Source organism: Hydrotalea sandarakina (assembly GCF_003254115.1).
Classification (GTDB): domain Bacteria; phylum Bacteroidota; class Bacteroidia; order Chitinophagales; family Chitinophagaceae; genus Hydrotalea; species Hydrotalea sandarakina.
This window is the reverse complement of sequence record NZ_QKZV01000001.1, coordinates 107,543-123,348: the sequence shown is the minus strand read 5'-3', so window position 1 is coordinate 123,348 and position 15,806 is coordinate 107,543. Positions and strand designations below refer to the sequence as shown.

Genomic DNA, 15,806 nt, shown 5'->3' with positions numbered 1-15,806 from the left:
AAACCGGTTTATTCATTTTTTATGGAATAAACATCATCTTCCACTATCATGCACTAACTGCTGCAACAGATGATTAAATTCATTACTATTATTCAATTGTTCTAAAGTTAAGTGCATGCGGTAGCGCCAATAATGTTTAGGATTTGCCGGAACATTAATACGTTCATCATTGGGATCATTTCTACGAATGTTTTCATCCATACCTAATAAATCTTGTAATTGAAAAATGCTCCACATGGCCGGTGAATACAAATGTTGTACAACAATGGCCTTATTAATCCATGCTTCACAATAAAAAGGTGCGGCACCCCATTGCCCTAATTCATTATTATAAAATTGCTGAATTTTTTGTTTATCTTCTTCCCACCAACCTCTTATAGTACTCATATCATGAGTAGAAGGTGTAACTACACTTAAATAAGGTGCATCGTTAGGATGGAAAAAGGTTTGTTGCGGATTTTTAGGCATTCGTTGTATTTCAAGACTCAACAAACCTAATTGCCGCATTACATCAGGAACACATGCCGGAACAAGTCCCAAATCTTCCCCACAAATAAGCATATTGGTTACCTTTTTTAATGCAGGCAATTTTTGTAAAGCTTCGTTTTTCCAAAAATCATCTTGTCTGCGGAAGAAATAATCAATATATAAATCGCGCAATTGTTGTTGTGAATGGCCATCTAAAAAACGGAATGAAGTAGTACTTTCCATGCCAAACCGAAAATGAAACTGTTGACCATTACTTCCCTCTTCTTCAAATAAAATAACATTGCTGATTAAGTTAAATAAGCCTTGCTTTATTTTATGCGTAAAATCATCATCATTCCAATGTGCAAGGTATTGCTCAACTTTTCGTTGTGTATTGTAAGCCTCTTTTAAAGTATAATTTCCAAATCCATTATACTCTAAAAAATTATTCTTCGCAAATTCGGCATCGTTACCAAACAATTCATTCAACACATCATCATTAATGAATGGATGCGTAAAGCGGTGATAATCAAACCAAATATTTCTGCCAAATAATTCATTTACATGCACCGGAATGGCGGGAACAAAACGTCCCATAATACCTTCAACAGCATGGTATGGAATACTCCAAATTCTAAAAAAGCCTAAAATATGATCAATTCTAAACGCATCGAAATAATATCTCATTTGTTCGAAGCGTTTTTTCCACCAAGCAAATCCATCTTTCATCATTTGCTGCCAATTATAGGTTGGGAATCCCCAATTTTGACCTTTTATGGCAAAATCATCAGGTGGGGCACCGGCTTGTCTGTCTAAATGAAACAAATGTGGCTCTTGCCAGGTGTCTGCCCCATTTCTATATACACCAATAGCGATGTCGCCTTTTAAAATAATACCATGCTGGTGTGCATAATTTGTAGCTTCCAATAATTGTTGGTGTAAATGAAATTGAACAAAGAAATGAAATGCAATAGCCTTATAGTGTTCAGAACTAGGTTGTGCCATTTCATTTACAACTGCTTCGTTATAGGTGCTATGTTCAGGCCATTGGCTAAAATTAGAAGTACCGTAAGTATCACGCAAATAGCAAAATACAGCATAAGGCACTAACCAGTGTTGATTATTTTGAAAAAAGTTTTTATAGTCGCTACTCTGTGACAATTGCTGCCATTGCAATGGATAAATTTGCTGTAAGTAGGCTAATTTTAATTGCATTACTTCTTCATAATCAACAGCAGGCAATTCATTTAATTGTTTGCATTTATCTTCTATAGCCTGCAACAAATGTAAGTTTTCTGCATTTGTTGCTGCTTTTAAATGAATATATAATGGATGTAATGCAAAAGCGGAAATGGCTGCATATGGATAAGAATCTGTCCATGTATGGGTAGCGGTAGTGTCATTTACCGGTAATATTTGAATTAATTTTAAACCGGTTTGCTTAGCCCAATCAACCAATAATTTTAAATCGGAAAATTCGCCAACACCGGCACTCTGTTCACTTCTTAAACTAAAAACAGGAATGGCCACTCCGGCACCACGCCATGTATTATTGGGTAGTACGGCAAACCCTTCGTTTACAATGGCTAAATTTTGTTTCTCTTTTTTAGCCCAATTTTTTAAAACTCGGTTGTTGCCGTTTTCATAACGAACAAATTGTTTTGTTGCATTATTATAAATACCGAATTTATACTGCAAAGTATTTACAGTTGACGGCATTTTTATTTGAACATAAAAAACAGGTTCATTAGGCAAACGCTTTAGCAGTAAAGGTTTTTCAACATTCCAGTTATTAAAAATTGTTCCCTCGCCACAAATGCATAATGTTTCATTTTCATTTAATAATGGTGCTTTAACTTTAATTAAATGAGTGGTTGTGGTATTTAATTTTAAAGCTTGAACAACGGTATTGTGTTTAGGTAATAAAATTTGTTGAAAAGGTTCGGTATAAAAAGCGTTTTCGTAATAACCTGCAAAATTCCAGGCATCTTCAATAATTATAGCCTCTTTTTTGCAAAAGGCCGGTAAAATTTTTTTATCGTTACCCCAGTCATAACTTATCGTACCATCTTCATTTTTTAAGATATAATGATAGGTAATGCCTTCTTCGGGAATTTCTTTCAAGTTTAAAGTTAATTCTGCTTTCCAATAATTGTTATTGAAATATTGCATAGGTAAGGCATGCTCAACAATACCATTACCTAACGAATTATGATTGCCGGAAATGAATAAGTTTTGCCCAAAGTGTGTGGAAAATTTTAAATAAAAAGTAATTTCAATGTTTTCAAATCCGGTTTTCTTGGTTTTCTTTTCCCCGGGTTCAGCGGTCTTCTTCTTTGCCGTTTTTTTGTTCGAAATATCTTCTACTACTGCATCCAATTTTTTATTGGTAGCGGGTTCCTTTTTTTTAAGGCCTGCAGACTTCTTGGGTTTGGAATCCTTGCCGGCTTTTAAACTTGAAGTAGCCTTTGCAGTTGCATTTATTTCTTTTTTAATAGATTTTTCTTCGCTACTTTTTTTTGCAGTGGTTTTCTTTGCTGGCTCATTGGAACCGGGGTCAGAAATCGTTAGTTTTTTTGCCAATTTTCCTAAGTTTTATAGTGCCAAGTTAAACAATTAATGTGTAAATTAAACACATTAATTTATACCAACAAAACATTTTATACCCGATTTATAAACAAAACAGTATAAAAAAACCGGTTAATAATATAACCGGTTGTAATGTGTTTAAAAGCATTTTACTGCAATTCGGGTTTGGGTTTACCTCTATGACAAGTAGCACAAGTTACCATTTGTATTTTAGCGGTATCGCCCATTTGAATTTGGCTAATGTATTTGGAATTAATTTCCATGGTCATACGCATCATTTCACGTGCAATATCTTTTTTGGGATTCTCATCACTTGCAGGATCCATTCTGCCGGGTTGAGTTTTTGAGGGGGCATGGCAAAAAGAACATTTTACGCCCAATGCAGCTTTAAAGCCATCCATAACATGCTCCAAACTATCATGACTGATATTCTGAGGCAATACTTTTAAATTTCTGGGTTTGGGTTGATTTGGCAGGGTAAATGATAAAATCCCAATAACTAAAATGGAAGCAAGGGCCAATAAAACCTTCATTTTTCTTTTGTTTTCATTCATGGCTCAAAGATTTGTTGATTAAAAATAACCATTAAGCACAGAATGAGCAATTATTTTAGTTGAAATATTGCTTAAAATAAAAACCCGGAAAAAAATCCGGGCTGAACACTGTAATTTAAAAACCGAAAAAAAATTATAATCCCCAACGATTAGTAAGCTTTTGTCTTAATGCACGTTTTTTTTGATTTTGAATGTGCCATACAGTTGCTGCACTGATGTTTTTAGATTTTGCAGGGACATAATCATTTAAATTAACTGCAACTGTTTCTTTTACTTCAGAAACCAATTGATTCAATTGTTCTTTTTCAATTTGCACTAATGATCCTTTTTGCTTGTTTTCCATAACATTATTATTAATTTTTTAAAATAAAAATTAGCATGGGCATGCTTGCGGAAAAAATCAATAATCGTTAGAGAAGAAAAACAATGGCAAGTTGTTAATCCGTAAGTAGAGGTACAGCTATATACTCAAATGCGGGTGCAAATGTACGAAATGTTTTTATAATAACAATTATTTCCATGGATAAAAGCTTTGTTAATAATACTTATGTACGATATTCCTTATTTATTTTGCTCTTTCATATTGCTTGGGCCAAGGCATTTCTTCATTTAGCACTTTGGCCGCATGCATTGGGAAATAAGGGTTACGTAAAAACTCACGAGCCATGAAAATAAAGTCTGCAAATTGTTGTTCCAAAATTTCATTGGCCTGTGCAGCCATGGTAATTAACCCAACTGCTCCGGTTAAAATACCTGTTTCCTTTTTAATGGTAGAGGCAAATGGCACCTGATAACCCGGTGCAACAGGAATTTGAGCATGTGGAATATTGCCACCCGAAGAGCAATCAATTACATCAACACCTATCCGTTTTAAGTGGTGGGCCAATGCAACAGAATTTTCCAATTGCCAACCTTGTTCATGCCAATCTGTTGCTGAAATTCGAACAAATAAGGGCAAATCAGATGGCCATTCCTCTTGAACTGATTGCACTACTTCCAATAAAAACCTTATTCTATTTTCAAAACTTCCGCCATACTCATCTGTACGGTGATTACTGATTGGCGATAAAAACTGATGAATTAAATAACCATGTGCCGCATGAATTTCAACCACTTTAAACCCTGCAGTTAATGCACGCTTAGCTGCTATTTTGAATTGTTGCAGCACTTCTTTTATTTGTAAAATTGTAAGGGCTTCAACAGGTAAAGTTGTTTCTTTAAATGGAATAGCACTGGGTGCCAATACAGGCCAACCTCCTTCTGCAATGGGTACTTGCATACCTCCTTCCCAAGGTGCTCGGCAACTGGCTTTTCTTCCTGCATGTGCCAACTGAATACCCGGTACTGCGCCTTGCTGTTCTATAAATGCGGCAATACGTTGCAACATGGGTATATGCTCATCTTTCCAAATTCCTATATCAGCGGGACTAATTCTGCCTTCAGCACTAACAGCAGCCGCTTCGGTAAATACCAGTCCGGCACCACCTACTGCCCTACTGCCTAAATGTACCAAATGCCAGTCGTTTGCAAAGCCATCGTTTGCTGAATATTGACACATAGGGGAAACAACAATACGATTCTTAAAAGAAACATTTTTAATGGTAATGGGCTGAAACAATAAAGACATAGATTATAATTGATATTGTATAATAACACAAAAGCCCCTACGTTGTTGCAGGGGCTTTTATTAAAGGGGTATAATGTAATTTTATTTTACTTCTTCAAACTGTGCATCTTCTACGGTGTCACCTCCGGCATTTTGTTGACCGGCAGAAGTATTATTGGTTGCGTTACCGTCAGTACCGGCTTGTGCACCTGCTGCAGCTTGAGCTTTATAAATTTCTTCGCTGGCAGCTGTCCATGCAGTATTTAAAGCAGCCATTGCACTATCAAGGTTATTCATATCTTGATTTTTGTGGGCTTCTTTCAACTTATTCAAAGCGTCTTCAATAGGTGCTTTTTTATCGGCAGGTACTTTATCCCCAAATTCTTTCAGTTGTTTTTCTGTTTGGAAAATCAAACTGTCGGCTTGGTTTAATTTTTCAATTTTTTCTTTAGCAGCTTTATCTTCAGCTTCATGCGCTTTAGCTTCTGCTTTCATTCTTTCTACTTCTTCTTTACTTAATCCACTACCTGCTTCAATACGAATTTTTTGTTCTTTTCCGGTGCCTTTGTCTTTTGCACTAACATGCAACATACCATTGGCATCAATATCAAAAGTTACTTCAATTTGTGGAACACCTCTTGGTGCCGGTGGTATGCCGTCTAAGTTAAACATACCTAAGCTCTTATTATCTTTTGCCAGTGGGCGTTCACCTTGCAGTACATGAATTTGTACACCGGGCTGATTATCGCTTGCAGTTGAAAATATTTCTGACTTTTTAGTTGGTATTGTTGTATTGGCCGGAATCATTGGTGTTAACACACCACCCATGGTTTCAATACCTAAAGTAAGTGGAGTTACGTCTAATAACAACACATCTTTTACTTCACCGGTTAATACGGCACCTTGAATAGCAGCACCAACAGCTACCACTTCATCAGGATTTACGCCTTTATTGGGTTTTTTACCAAAAAACTTCTCTACAATTTCTTGCACTTTAGGTATACGAGTAGAACCTCCTACCAAAATAACCTCATTAATTTGAGAAGCTGTATAACCAGCGTCTTTCAAAGCGGCTTCACAAGGTTTTAAACAACGCTCAAACAAACTATCTGATAATTGCTCAAATTTGGCTCGGCTTAATTTTTTTACCAAATGTTTAGGCACACCATCTACGGCAGTAATGTAGGGTAAATTAATTTCGGTTTCAGAAGATGAACTTAGTTCAATTTTCGCTTTTTCGGCTGCATCTTTTAAACGCTGTAAAGCCATGGGGTCTTTTCTCAAATCAATGGCTTCATCTTTTTTAAATTCATCTGCCAACCAATCCATAATTACCTTATCAAAGTCATCACCTCCCAGGTGTGTATCGCCATTGGTTGATTTTACTTCAAATACACCATCGCCTAAGTCCAAAATAGAAATATCGAATGTACCGCCACCTAAGTCAAACACGGCAATTTTCATGTCATGTTTTTTGTCTAAACCATATGCCAAAGCGGCAGCAGTAGGTTCATTTACAATACGGCGTACATTTAAACCGGCTATTTCACCCGCTTCTTTGGTTGCCTGACGTTGTGCATCGTTGAAATAAGCAGGAACTGTAATAACAGCTTCTGTTACTTCCTGACCTAAATAATCTTCTGCAGTTTTCTTCATTTTTTGAAGAATCATGGCAGAAATTTCTTGTGGAGTATATAAACGTCCATCAATATCAATTCTTACGGTATTGTTATCCCCTTTTACTACTTTATAACTCCAGTGGCTAATTTCTTCCGTTACCTCATCAAACCTTCTACCCATAAAGCGCTTAACGCTGGCAATGGTATTATGAGGATTGGTAATAGCCTGACGTTTTGCAGGATCACCAACTTTCCGCTCTCCATTTTTCAAAAAAGCCACTACAGAAGGGGTAGTTCTACGTCCTTCATCATTGGCAATTACAACGGGCTCGTTACCTTCCATAACAGCCACACAACTGTTGGTGGTTCCTAAGTCAATTCCTATAATTTTTCCCATAATAAATAAATTTTATTGCTGATTACGATTTCAGTTTTAATTCGTTTAATCTTGGCAACGATTATGCCATTGACAGAAAAAATGCAAAATTGTCAGCCCATCAGCTTAAAAGTACCGGAATGACTGTCAATCAACCGATGAAACTGCCTTGAAGGTGTAATGCTTTTGTGATAGATAGCTGAAAATAATCACGAAGAAGGTGGTAACTATTTTAGAGGGAGTAGGATACCAATGAAACACTTCAATAAATAACTTGAGGAAGATATAATTCAAAAATAAACAGCCCATTACAACCATAAAGTATTTGCGCAACTGTACTGTTTTCTTTGCTTCTGTTTGCTGAAAAACCACATAGCGGCTTAAGTAAAAACCTACCGGAAAAGTAACCAAAAAGCTAAAAAAAAACGAAGCTATGGGTGCTGAAATAAGTATAACAGGTGTTTGAATGGGCTTTTTGTGAAAAATAAAATTGTAGGCAACGAAAAATAAAGTAATATCTGTTAATGTATTAAACCCACCGCACGCTGCATAACGAAAGGTTTGCTTGGGCATTATTTTTTTAAACCAGGGGTAAAACCAGTCAATTATTTGTAATATGGTGCTACGTATAAAATTATGAACAGACCGCATAAACGGCTGCGAAGGTAGCACATAAATACGTTAGATTTGCAAACCCAAATTGTTAATATGCATATAGTAGATACCATTAAAACCTATACCTCTAACGCGCTTCAACAATTATTTCAATTTCAAATCCCATATAATCAAGTTTTGGTGAATGAAACTAAGCCAGAATTTGAAGGTGACTACACCATTGTTTTATTTAGTTACAGCAAAAGTTTACAGCAATCGCCCAACCAAATTGGTGAAAAAATAGGGCAATATTTTATTCAAAACCATGCAGAAGTTTTTGAAGGATGCAATATTATTAATGGATTTTTAAACTTAAGTATTCAAGCAGGCTATTGGCAACAGTTTTTAAACAATAACTGGCAAAATGAACATTTTGGCTTATCACCCAAAAAACAAGAAAAAATTTTAGTAGAATACTCATCCCCTAACACCAATAAACCCTTGCATTTGGGGCATTTGCGTAACAATTTTTTAGGTTGGGGTATTGCTGCCATTTTAGAGGCAAATGGATACGATGTAATAAAAACCTGCATTGTAAACGATCGGGGCATACATATTTGCAAAAGCATGGTAGCATGGCTTAAACTGGGAAAAGGTGCTACCCCTGAAAGCACCCATACAAAGGGCGACCATTTTGTAGGCGATTATTATGTATTGTTTAATGACCTGTACAAAGCTGAAGTTGAACAACTTATTGAAAAAGGTTACTCAAAAGAAGATGCTGAAAAACAGGCCCCAATAATGCAGGAAGCGCAGCAAATGCTGGTTGACTGGGAAGCCGGTAAACCGGAAGTATTGGCATTATGGAAACAAATGAATGAATGGGTTTATCAAGGCTTTGAGGAAACCTATAAAAAAATAGGCAGCGATTTTCATAAGGTTTATTATGAAAGTGAAACCTATTTGTTGGGGAAAAAGTTGGTGGAAGAAGGTTTAGCCAAAAAGGTATTTTACAAAAAAGAAGATGGCAGTGTATGGATTGATTTAACCGCCGATGGATTAGACGAAAAAATTGTACAACGAAAAGATGGAACCTCTGTTTACATAACCCAAGATATTGGTTTAGCCGAACAACGCGAACAAGAATTTCATCCATCCAAAACCATATATGTGGTAGGCGATGAACAAAACTATCACTTCAAAGTACTAAAACTAATCTGCGAAAAATTAGGATTACCCTCTGCCAAACAAATTTATCACTTAAGCTATGGCATGGTGGAACTTCCACATGGTAAAATGAAAAGCCGAGAAGGTACTGTAGTAGATGCCGATGATATTGTAAAAGAAATGATTGCAATAGCACGTGAAAAAACCGAGGAATTAGGAAAAGTAAATGATTTCACTGCTGCCGAATTAGAACAATTGTATCATACCCTTGGCTTAGGAGCTTTAAAATTCTTTTTACTAAGGGTTGATCCTAAAAAGAAAATGATTTTTAACCCGGAAGAAAGCATTGACTTTCATGGATTTACCGGTCCCTTTATTCAATATACCTATGCCCGTATTAAAAGTATTTTGCGCAAAATAAAGGAACAACCTGCCGTTGAAATTAAAAATACTGCAGCCTTGCAACTTAGTGAATTAGAAACTGAACTGGTAAAAGCATTGGAACAATTTCCCGGTTTTATATCAGATGCAGCCAATACGTTAAATCCATCTATATTGGCTATTTATGTATTTAACCTGGCCAAAACTTTTAATTCGTTTTATGTTGATCATTCTATTTTGCACGAATCTAATAGCGTTCAACAACAATTTAGAATTCAGCTGGCTACTTTAACGGCTTATGTAATTAAAACTTCCATGAATTTATTAGGAATTCAGGTACCCGAACGAATGTAAAAACAATTAAATAAATAAAAAATAGAACTTGTTACAAAAGGGTATTTATTTATTTTTGTTGAAAGAATGCCTGCGGAGGTGGCGAAATTGGTAGACGCACTACTTTGAGGTGGTAGCGCCTTAACGGGCGTGGGAGTTCGAATCTCCTCTTCCGCACTCAGCAAACCATTGTTTTATGAACAATGGTTTTTTTATGCAATAATGCTACCATTGCGCTACCCCATTCATTTATAGTACATTTGTTTAAAATAAAAATATTAGTTGTATGTCCTCATTTATTATAACATGTCCTAAGTGTAATCATCAATTTGAGCCGGGCGATAGCATTAGAGAAGAAATTCAAAATGAATTAAGAAAAAAAATGGTTGAATGGCAAAAAGGCAAGGATGAAGAATATAAATTAAAAGAAGGGCAACTGCTAAAACAACTGGAAAATAAAGAAGCAGAATTTAATAACAAGTTACTGCTTGAAAAACAAAAGCTGCAAACCGAACTGGAAAAACAAATTCAGCAGCGCATTACTGCCGACTTTGAAGCCAAATTGCAAATACTGCAAAAGAATGAAGCTGATTTTAGAGAGAAATTAAAAATTGCTCAAGAAAAAGAATTGCAGTTTTTACAAAAAGAACAATTGTTACAACAAAAAGAAGCTGAATTGGAATTAACCTTACAACGCAAGTTATTAACAGAAAGAGAAAAGCTAAAGCAAGAAGTAATGCAAGTGGAACAAGAAAAAATGACGTTGAAGGAGGAACAATACCAATTGCGAATGAAGGAACTTGAGAAACAAATTGAAGATCAAAAAAAACTGGTAGATGAAATGAAACGTAAGGCCGAACAAGGCTCCATGCAACTACAAGGCGAAGTACAGGAATTATTGTTGGAAGAATTATTACGCAGCACCTTCCCTTTTGATATTGTTAGCGAAGTTGGAAAAGGAATAAAAGGTGCAGATTGCATACAAACTGTTCGCAATGCACTTGCACAAACCTGTGGTACTATTATTTATGAAAGTAAACGCACAAAAGACTTTAACAAAGAATGGATTGAAAAAATAAAAGTTGATATGCGTCATCTTGGTGCTGATGTAGCTGTGTTGGTTACTCAGGCAATGCCCAAAGAAATGGAACACTTTGGCGAAAAAGATGGCGTTTACATTTGTTCATTTTCAGAAGTTAGAAGTGTAGCAGCACTTTTACGCAATGCACTTATTAAAATTTCAGAAGCCAAAAAAAGCCAGGAAAATAAGGGTGAAAAAATGACCATGTTGTATGATTACCTTACCGGTGCAGAATTTAAAGAACAATGGAATGCCATTAGCGAAGGATTCATGCAATTAAAACTATCTATTCAACAGGAAAGAATTGCCATGGAAAAACTGTGGAAAGCAAGGGAAAAACAACTGGAAAAAGTATTGCTAAATGCCGCACATATCAAAGGTTCCGTTGAAGGCATTGCAGGTAGTGATACCGTAAATTTGAATTTAATGCATGATGAATCAAACCTGTTTTTACCTGATTAATCCCTACCCTTTATGTTAACCGATTCTACTACATCGTTTAATGTTTATAAACCAAGCCGTAAAAAGCCTATTTATCCCATTAATGCTGAATTAAGGCATTACTTAATACGCTTTGGGCGTGAATTACAATTGCCCACGTTATATAGCGATTTAACAAGGTTTATTTATACCGTTCCAATTAAAGATGCCAATAACCATGATACATTTTGGGAAAGTGCTATTTATGATATGCGCGATTTGGAATTTTTAAAAGAAAACTTAGTAAAAAATTATGCCATATTAAAAACCAAAGGCGATTTTAGTTTCATTAATCATTTAGATGTAGCCGGCATCGACTTTTGTTATTTCGGCAATAGCCAACCGTTTAGAATTAAAATTATCAATAAATTTAACGACAATCAAGATCAATACTATATTAAACAAGCAGATGCCAGCCGAGTATATGGTTTAGAATTAGAACACTTATTATCACCCAACCGAATTACTTATTTCACTTCTAAAAACACCTTAATTGAAGAACATATTCCCGGCATACCCGGCGATAAATTCATTGACCAATATTTACACGCACCCGATTTAAATGCAGTAAGGCTTGCAAAAGAGTTTGTAAAATTCAATGAGCGTTGTTTTACGCACTTATTAGGCGATATGCGCAGCTATAACTTTGTGGTAAACATTACGCCCGATATTGAAGGCTACCAATATCGTATTCGTGCTATTGACTTTGATCAGCAATCATATGAAGGAAGAAAAAACTTATATCTGCCTCAATTTTTTAAAGAGAACAATCCTTTTGTAGCATTGGTAAGCAAATATTTGAATCAAGAATCCATAGCACAGTATCAAGCAGAAGAAAAAACATTAATGGCATTCAGATTATCATCTGCCAAATATCGAATAAAAGAATTGTTAGATATTATGTGTAACGATGAAATTTCGAAACCGGAGAAGGTTTTACAATTAAAACAAGAATTGAGTAATCACTTTCATCAATCGGTATTCTTAAAAGCCAATACAATGGGCCAAATAGTAAAGACGCAACTAAAACAAAACTTGCGAAAAAGTTTATCCTTAATTCCTAAGCAGGCAACGCCCGGTAAATTACACTAACGTAGGGGTATTTACCCATACTAAACACAAGTCGGGCAATAATTCATAATGCAATTCCAAAGGTTGCTGAATACCATTTTTTCTAAAACATCCTTTTAAAGTTTGCGAAGCAGCATCCATTTGTTCAATTCGAAGCATGGTTTTAAAATCAATTTTTCCTAATCCCCACCACTTAAACATAGCTTCTTTGGCATTCCATAATAATGTGGTAGTAGCCATTAAATCGCCACCATAACGCAAAAACTGATATTCTTCTTTATGCAAAAACTTGGTACTGATATTCACAATTTTTTGCTGCGGTTTCTCAATATCAATGCCAACCCGTTCATTTTTACTAACAATTGCGGCAACGTAATCGCCACAATGCGAAATGGAAAAATGGTATTGCTCATCGGGCAAATAAGGTTTACGGGTACTGGCAATTAAAATTTCATCGTATGGGAAATCTTCAAACAAATAAGGCAACAAATAACGACCGGCAGCATGTTGCAACTGCTTATGCGGATGAGTTATGGTTTTTTGAATGGGTACTTTAGTTAAAAAAAATAATAAGGGTTCTGTAATATGCCAAATGGCTAAACGAGTGTTTTGGTTAATATTTTGTTGATAAAACAGTGGCATATATTTTAGAATGCTACATTTTGCACAATTCCGAATTATATTGCAGTGCGCATGGTACAAAGGTAACATTATGCCATGTGTAAGCAATGAAATATGTTTAACTAACCTACTTAACTATTTATTAGGCCATGATTTTATCTGACATACGCATTTTAGAAGAAATGGAGAAAGGCACTATAAAAATTTCGCCCTTTTCGCGCAATTGCTTAGGAAGTAACAGCTACGATGTGCATTTGGGAAGCACTTTAGCTACTTACAAAAATCATATTTTAGATGCAAAGCAACACAACACCATAGAGTATTTTGAAATACCCGATGAGGGTTTTGTTTTATACCCACATATTTTTTATTTGGGGGTTACCGCTGAATATACAGAAACACATGCACATGTGCCATTTTTAGAGGGCAAATCATCAACCGGACGTTTGGGTATTGACATTCATGCCACAGCAGGTAAAGGTGATGTTGGTTTTTGTGGTAATTGGACGTTGGAAATATCGGTAAAGCAGCCTGTAAAAATTTATAAGGGTATGCCTATTGGCCAACTTATTTATTTTCCGGTAGAAGGTGATATTGCGATTAAATACAATCAAAAAGCCAATGCGAAATATAGCCATCAACCCAACAAGCCTATTGAAAGTATGATGTGGAAAAACCAGTTTTAATTTAAAATATATATGGCAGCATTTAAAATGGTAGCAAAACTTACCCATGCCAAATAAGGTATGAGTAACCAAGCCGCCCATTTCTTTACTTTAAATGCATACACAATAGTGAGCAAAATAAATAACCACATCATTAAAATTTCGGCTAAAGCCCACCCTACTTGGTGTAAATAAAAAAATATAAACGACCAGGCAATATTTAATATAAATTGAATAACAAAGGCGGATATAGCATATTGTTTATAGTTAGATTTTTTGCTATTCCACAATAAATAGAATGATACGCCCATGGATAGATATAGAAAAGTCCATACCGGTGCAAACAAATAATTAGGAGGATTAAATACCGGCTTTTGCAATAAAACATACCAGGTTTTAATTTGTGGAGCGGTTACTAAACCACCGGCAGAACCCAAGGCTAAAATAACAATAACCGATACCAATAATTTTAATCCATTAAATTTTTCCATACTTTTTTTGATAAGCAATTAATAGGCCAACTACCTGATTATAACTATCAATGCCATTGGTTTGTTGATTTACTCTTAAATAAATATCGTACAAATTCATGATTTGAGGGGCAATATTATTGTCCTCACGTCTAAAAAATAAATTGATTTGTTTAAAATCATATTTCACCAAAGTATCTAATGCCGGACTTTTATCAGGAAAAGTGTTTCGCTGTAACAGTTCACTAAAAACATATTTATACAACTCACTGTAACAAGAATAAACCACGTATGGATGGGTAGATGTCTTTCCCACAATAAAACCCACAAAATTGGCCTCTTCTTCCCCGGCATAACCAATTTGGTGTGCAATTTCATGCAAAACCGTAAAGGGTATTAAAATGCGGGGAAGATTATTCCGCACCTGTGCTTCCCCGGTAAATGGATTATAATAACCACCCCAACCAAAGTATTTTGCCCAAGGTGAAAATAAACTGCTTTTTATGCTGGGAAAAGCATATTTAAGAAAAGAGTACTGTTGAGCACTTTGCAGATAATCGGCAGCAGCTTCATGGTACAAATACTTCAAAGCAGGTGTTGGTAATGTTGTATCAGAAGAAACTTGTTTGCGCCAATAATTTAATTGAACAGCCAAACTATCGCGCAATGTGCATAATTCTTCTGTACTATAAGGCTGAACCTGCAAGTTTAACTGTTCAGCAATACCCTGCCTGTGATAGTTCAAGCCCCACCCTAACATAAACCATATATATATAACTAGCACAATTTTGACAAAAAGGATGATGCGTTTAGTTAATAGCTTCCAATTCCGGGTAAAAATGTATTTCAGTAGTTTAATTATCCATACCAAACCCCAAACCCCCACAATAAAATACAATATATCACCTGCACTAAAGGGAATCCAACCCAACAAAGCCCTTAATTTTTGTGCATAAAACTTATAAAAGGCACAACTGTAAAACCGCTCAATGAATGGCGGAAATAAAGTAATTAATTGAATTAACCCAACTAACAACAATAAGGTAAGCCAAACCCAAATTTGTCTTTTTTGGTTAAATTTTATGTTTAATTTCATATTGTAAACCTTGTTGAATAAAAGTGCAGGAATAAATTCCTTTGCTCTTTCAATTCAAAACTGTACCTTTGCCCACCCTAAAATAAAACCATGAGCCATAACAGAGAATTTGAGATAGCTTTTGTAGGGTTAAAGCCCGGGGTTCATGTGTTTGAATTTAAGGTGGAAGATAAGTTCTTTGCAGCTTACGGACATCAGGAATTTTCAAAGTGTAATGCCGATATTAAACTAAGCCTTGATAAAAAAAATGGCTTTATGCAACTAAAGTTTGATATTGACGGAACAGTTGAAATTCAGTGTGACAGATGTGGCAATCCTCTTACCAAAATACTCTGGGACGAGTTTAACATGGTAATTAAAATAGTAGAGGAACCCGACACAATGAATGAACAAGAAGATGATCCGGATGTGTTTTACATAGGAAAAAATGAAAGCCATATTCAGATAGCCGATTGGATATATGAATTCATTAACTTATGTTTACCCATGCAAAATATGTGTAACCCCGATGAATATGGTGGGCCACTTTGCAACAAAGCTGTTTTAGAACAGTTGAAGAAAATGGAAGAACAAACCAATCAAAATCCTAACCCCTTGTGGAAAGGATTGGATAAATTAAAAGGTTTAGAATAAAT

Annotated in this window: 14 protein-coding genes and 1 tRNA gene; 6 read left to right on the top strand and 9 right to left on the bottom strand. The window is 35.4% G+C overall.

The window, feature by feature from the left end:
• Window positions 1–33: 33 nt before the first annotated feature.
• The 6 genes from LX80_RS00585 to LX80_RS00560 all read right to left on the bottom strand — a co-directional run bounded on the left by LX80_RS00585 (window position 34) and on the right by LX80_RS00560 (window position 7,785).
• A complete protein-coding gene (locus LX80_RS00585; RefSeq protein ID WP_245897897.1) occupies window positions 34–3,051 on the bottom strand; it encodes a 4-alpha-glucanotransferase in 3,018 nt (1,005 codons plus the stop codon).
• A 155-nt stretch (window positions 3,052–3,206) separates the two neighbouring features.
• Window positions 3,207–3,611 carry a c-type cytochrome gene (locus LX80_RS00580; protein WP_245897895.1) on the bottom strand — a complete coding sequence of 135 codons (405 nt, stop codon included), beginning with the start codon at window positions 3,609–3,611 and terminating at the stop codon, window positions 3,207–3,209.
• Between the two features lie 133 nt (window positions 3,612–3,744).
• Complete coding sequence (locus LX80_RS00575; protein WP_111293107.1) at window positions 3,745–3,954, bottom strand: hypothetical protein; 210 nt, start codon at window positions 3,952–3,954, stop codon at window positions 3,745–3,747.
• A gap of 222 nt (window positions 3,955–4,176) precedes the next feature.
• Window positions 4,177–5,238: an NADPH dehydrogenase NamA gene (gene namA / locus LX80_RS00570; RefSeq protein ID WP_111293106.1), complete on the bottom strand. Its 1,062-nt coding sequence runs from the start codon at window positions 5,236–5,238 to the stop codon at window positions 4,177–4,179.
• An 81-nt stretch (window positions 5,239–5,319) separates the two neighbouring features.
• The gene (gene dnaK, locus LX80_RS00565; RefSeq protein ID WP_111293105.1) at window positions 5,320–7,233 is read right to left on the bottom strand and encodes a molecular chaperone DnaK; all 1,914 of its coding nucleotides are present in this window, start codon (window positions 7,231–7,233) and stop codon (window positions 5,320–5,322) included.
• 126 nt (window positions 7,234–7,359) lie between these two features.
• Window positions 7,360–7,785, bottom strand: coding sequence for a GtrA family protein (locus tag LX80_RS00560; RefSeq protein ID WP_245897893.1), 426 nt, complete (start codon window positions 7,783–7,785; stop codon window positions 7,360–7,362).
• A 135-nt stretch (window positions 7,786–7,920) separates the two neighbouring features.
• Between LX80_RS00560 and argS the strand changes: the two genes are divergently transcribed.
• The 4 genes from argS (at window position 7,921) to LX80_RS00540 (ending at window position 12,340) form a co-directional block, all read left to right on the top strand.
• Complete coding sequence (gene argS, locus LX80_RS00555; protein ID WP_111293104.1) at window positions 7,921–9,708, top strand: arginine--tRNA ligase; 1,788 nt, start codon at window positions 7,921–7,923, stop codon at window positions 9,706–9,708.
• Window positions 9,709–9,780: 72 nt separating this feature from the next.
• Window positions 9,781–9,864 (top strand) — tRNA-Leu (locus tag LX80_RS00550).
• A gap of 109 nt (window positions 9,865–9,973) precedes the next feature.
• Window positions 9,974–11,230: a DUF2130 domain-containing protein gene (locus tag LX80_RS00545; RefSeq protein WP_111293103.1), complete on the top strand. Its 1,257-nt coding sequence runs from the start codon at window positions 9,974–9,976 to the stop codon at window positions 11,228–11,230.
• A gap of 12 nt (window positions 11,231–11,242) precedes the next feature.
• Window positions 11,243–12,340 carry a hypothetical protein gene (locus tag LX80_RS00540; RefSeq protein ID WP_111293102.1) on the top strand — a complete coding sequence of 366 codons (1,098 nt, stop codon included), beginning with the start codon at window positions 11,243–11,245 and terminating at the stop codon, window positions 12,338–12,340.
• Here the strand turns inward: LX80_RS00540 and LX80_RS00535 are convergent.
• Window positions 12,332–12,961, bottom strand: a complete 630-nt coding sequence (locus LX80_RS00535; RefSeq protein ID WP_111293510.1) for a 4'-phosphopantetheinyl transferase family protein — start codon at window positions 12,959–12,961, stop codon at window positions 12,332–12,334. The two genes, LX80_RS00540 and LX80_RS00535, sit on opposite strands and share 9 nt — an antisense overlap.
• Window positions 12,962–13,089: 128 nt before the next feature.
• On the opposite strand from LX80_RS00535, the gene dcd reads away from it, so the two are divergent.
• Window positions 13,090–13,626 (top strand): dCTP deaminase, encoded by a 537-nt coding sequence (gene dcd / locus LX80_RS00530; RefSeq protein ID WP_111293101.1) that lies wholly within the window; start codon window positions 13,090–13,092, stop codon window positions 13,624–13,626.
• Here the strand turns inward: dcd and LX80_RS00525 are convergent.
• Entirely contained in the window at window positions 13,623–14,096 is a 474-nt protein-coding gene (locus LX80_RS00525) for a TspO/MBR family protein (RefSeq protein ID WP_111293100.1), read from the bottom strand. The two genes, dcd and LX80_RS00525, sit on opposite strands and share 4 nt — an antisense overlap.
• Window positions 14,083–15,171 (bottom strand): DUF3810 domain-containing protein, encoded by a 1,089-nt coding sequence (locus LX80_RS00520; RefSeq protein WP_111293099.1) that lies wholly within the window; start codon window positions 15,169–15,171, stop codon window positions 14,083–14,085. The genes LX80_RS00525 and LX80_RS00520 overlap by 14 nt, the downstream gene beginning before the upstream one ends.
• Before the next feature lie 90 nt (window positions 15,172–15,261).
• Between LX80_RS00520 and LX80_RS00515 the strand changes: the two genes are divergently transcribed.
• Window positions 15,262–15,804 (top strand): YceD family protein, encoded by a 543-nt coding sequence (locus tag LX80_RS00515; RefSeq protein ID WP_111293098.1) that lies wholly within the window; start codon window positions 15,262–15,264, stop codon window positions 15,802–15,804.
• The last annotated feature ends 2 nt before the right edge of the window (window positions 15,805–15,806 follow it).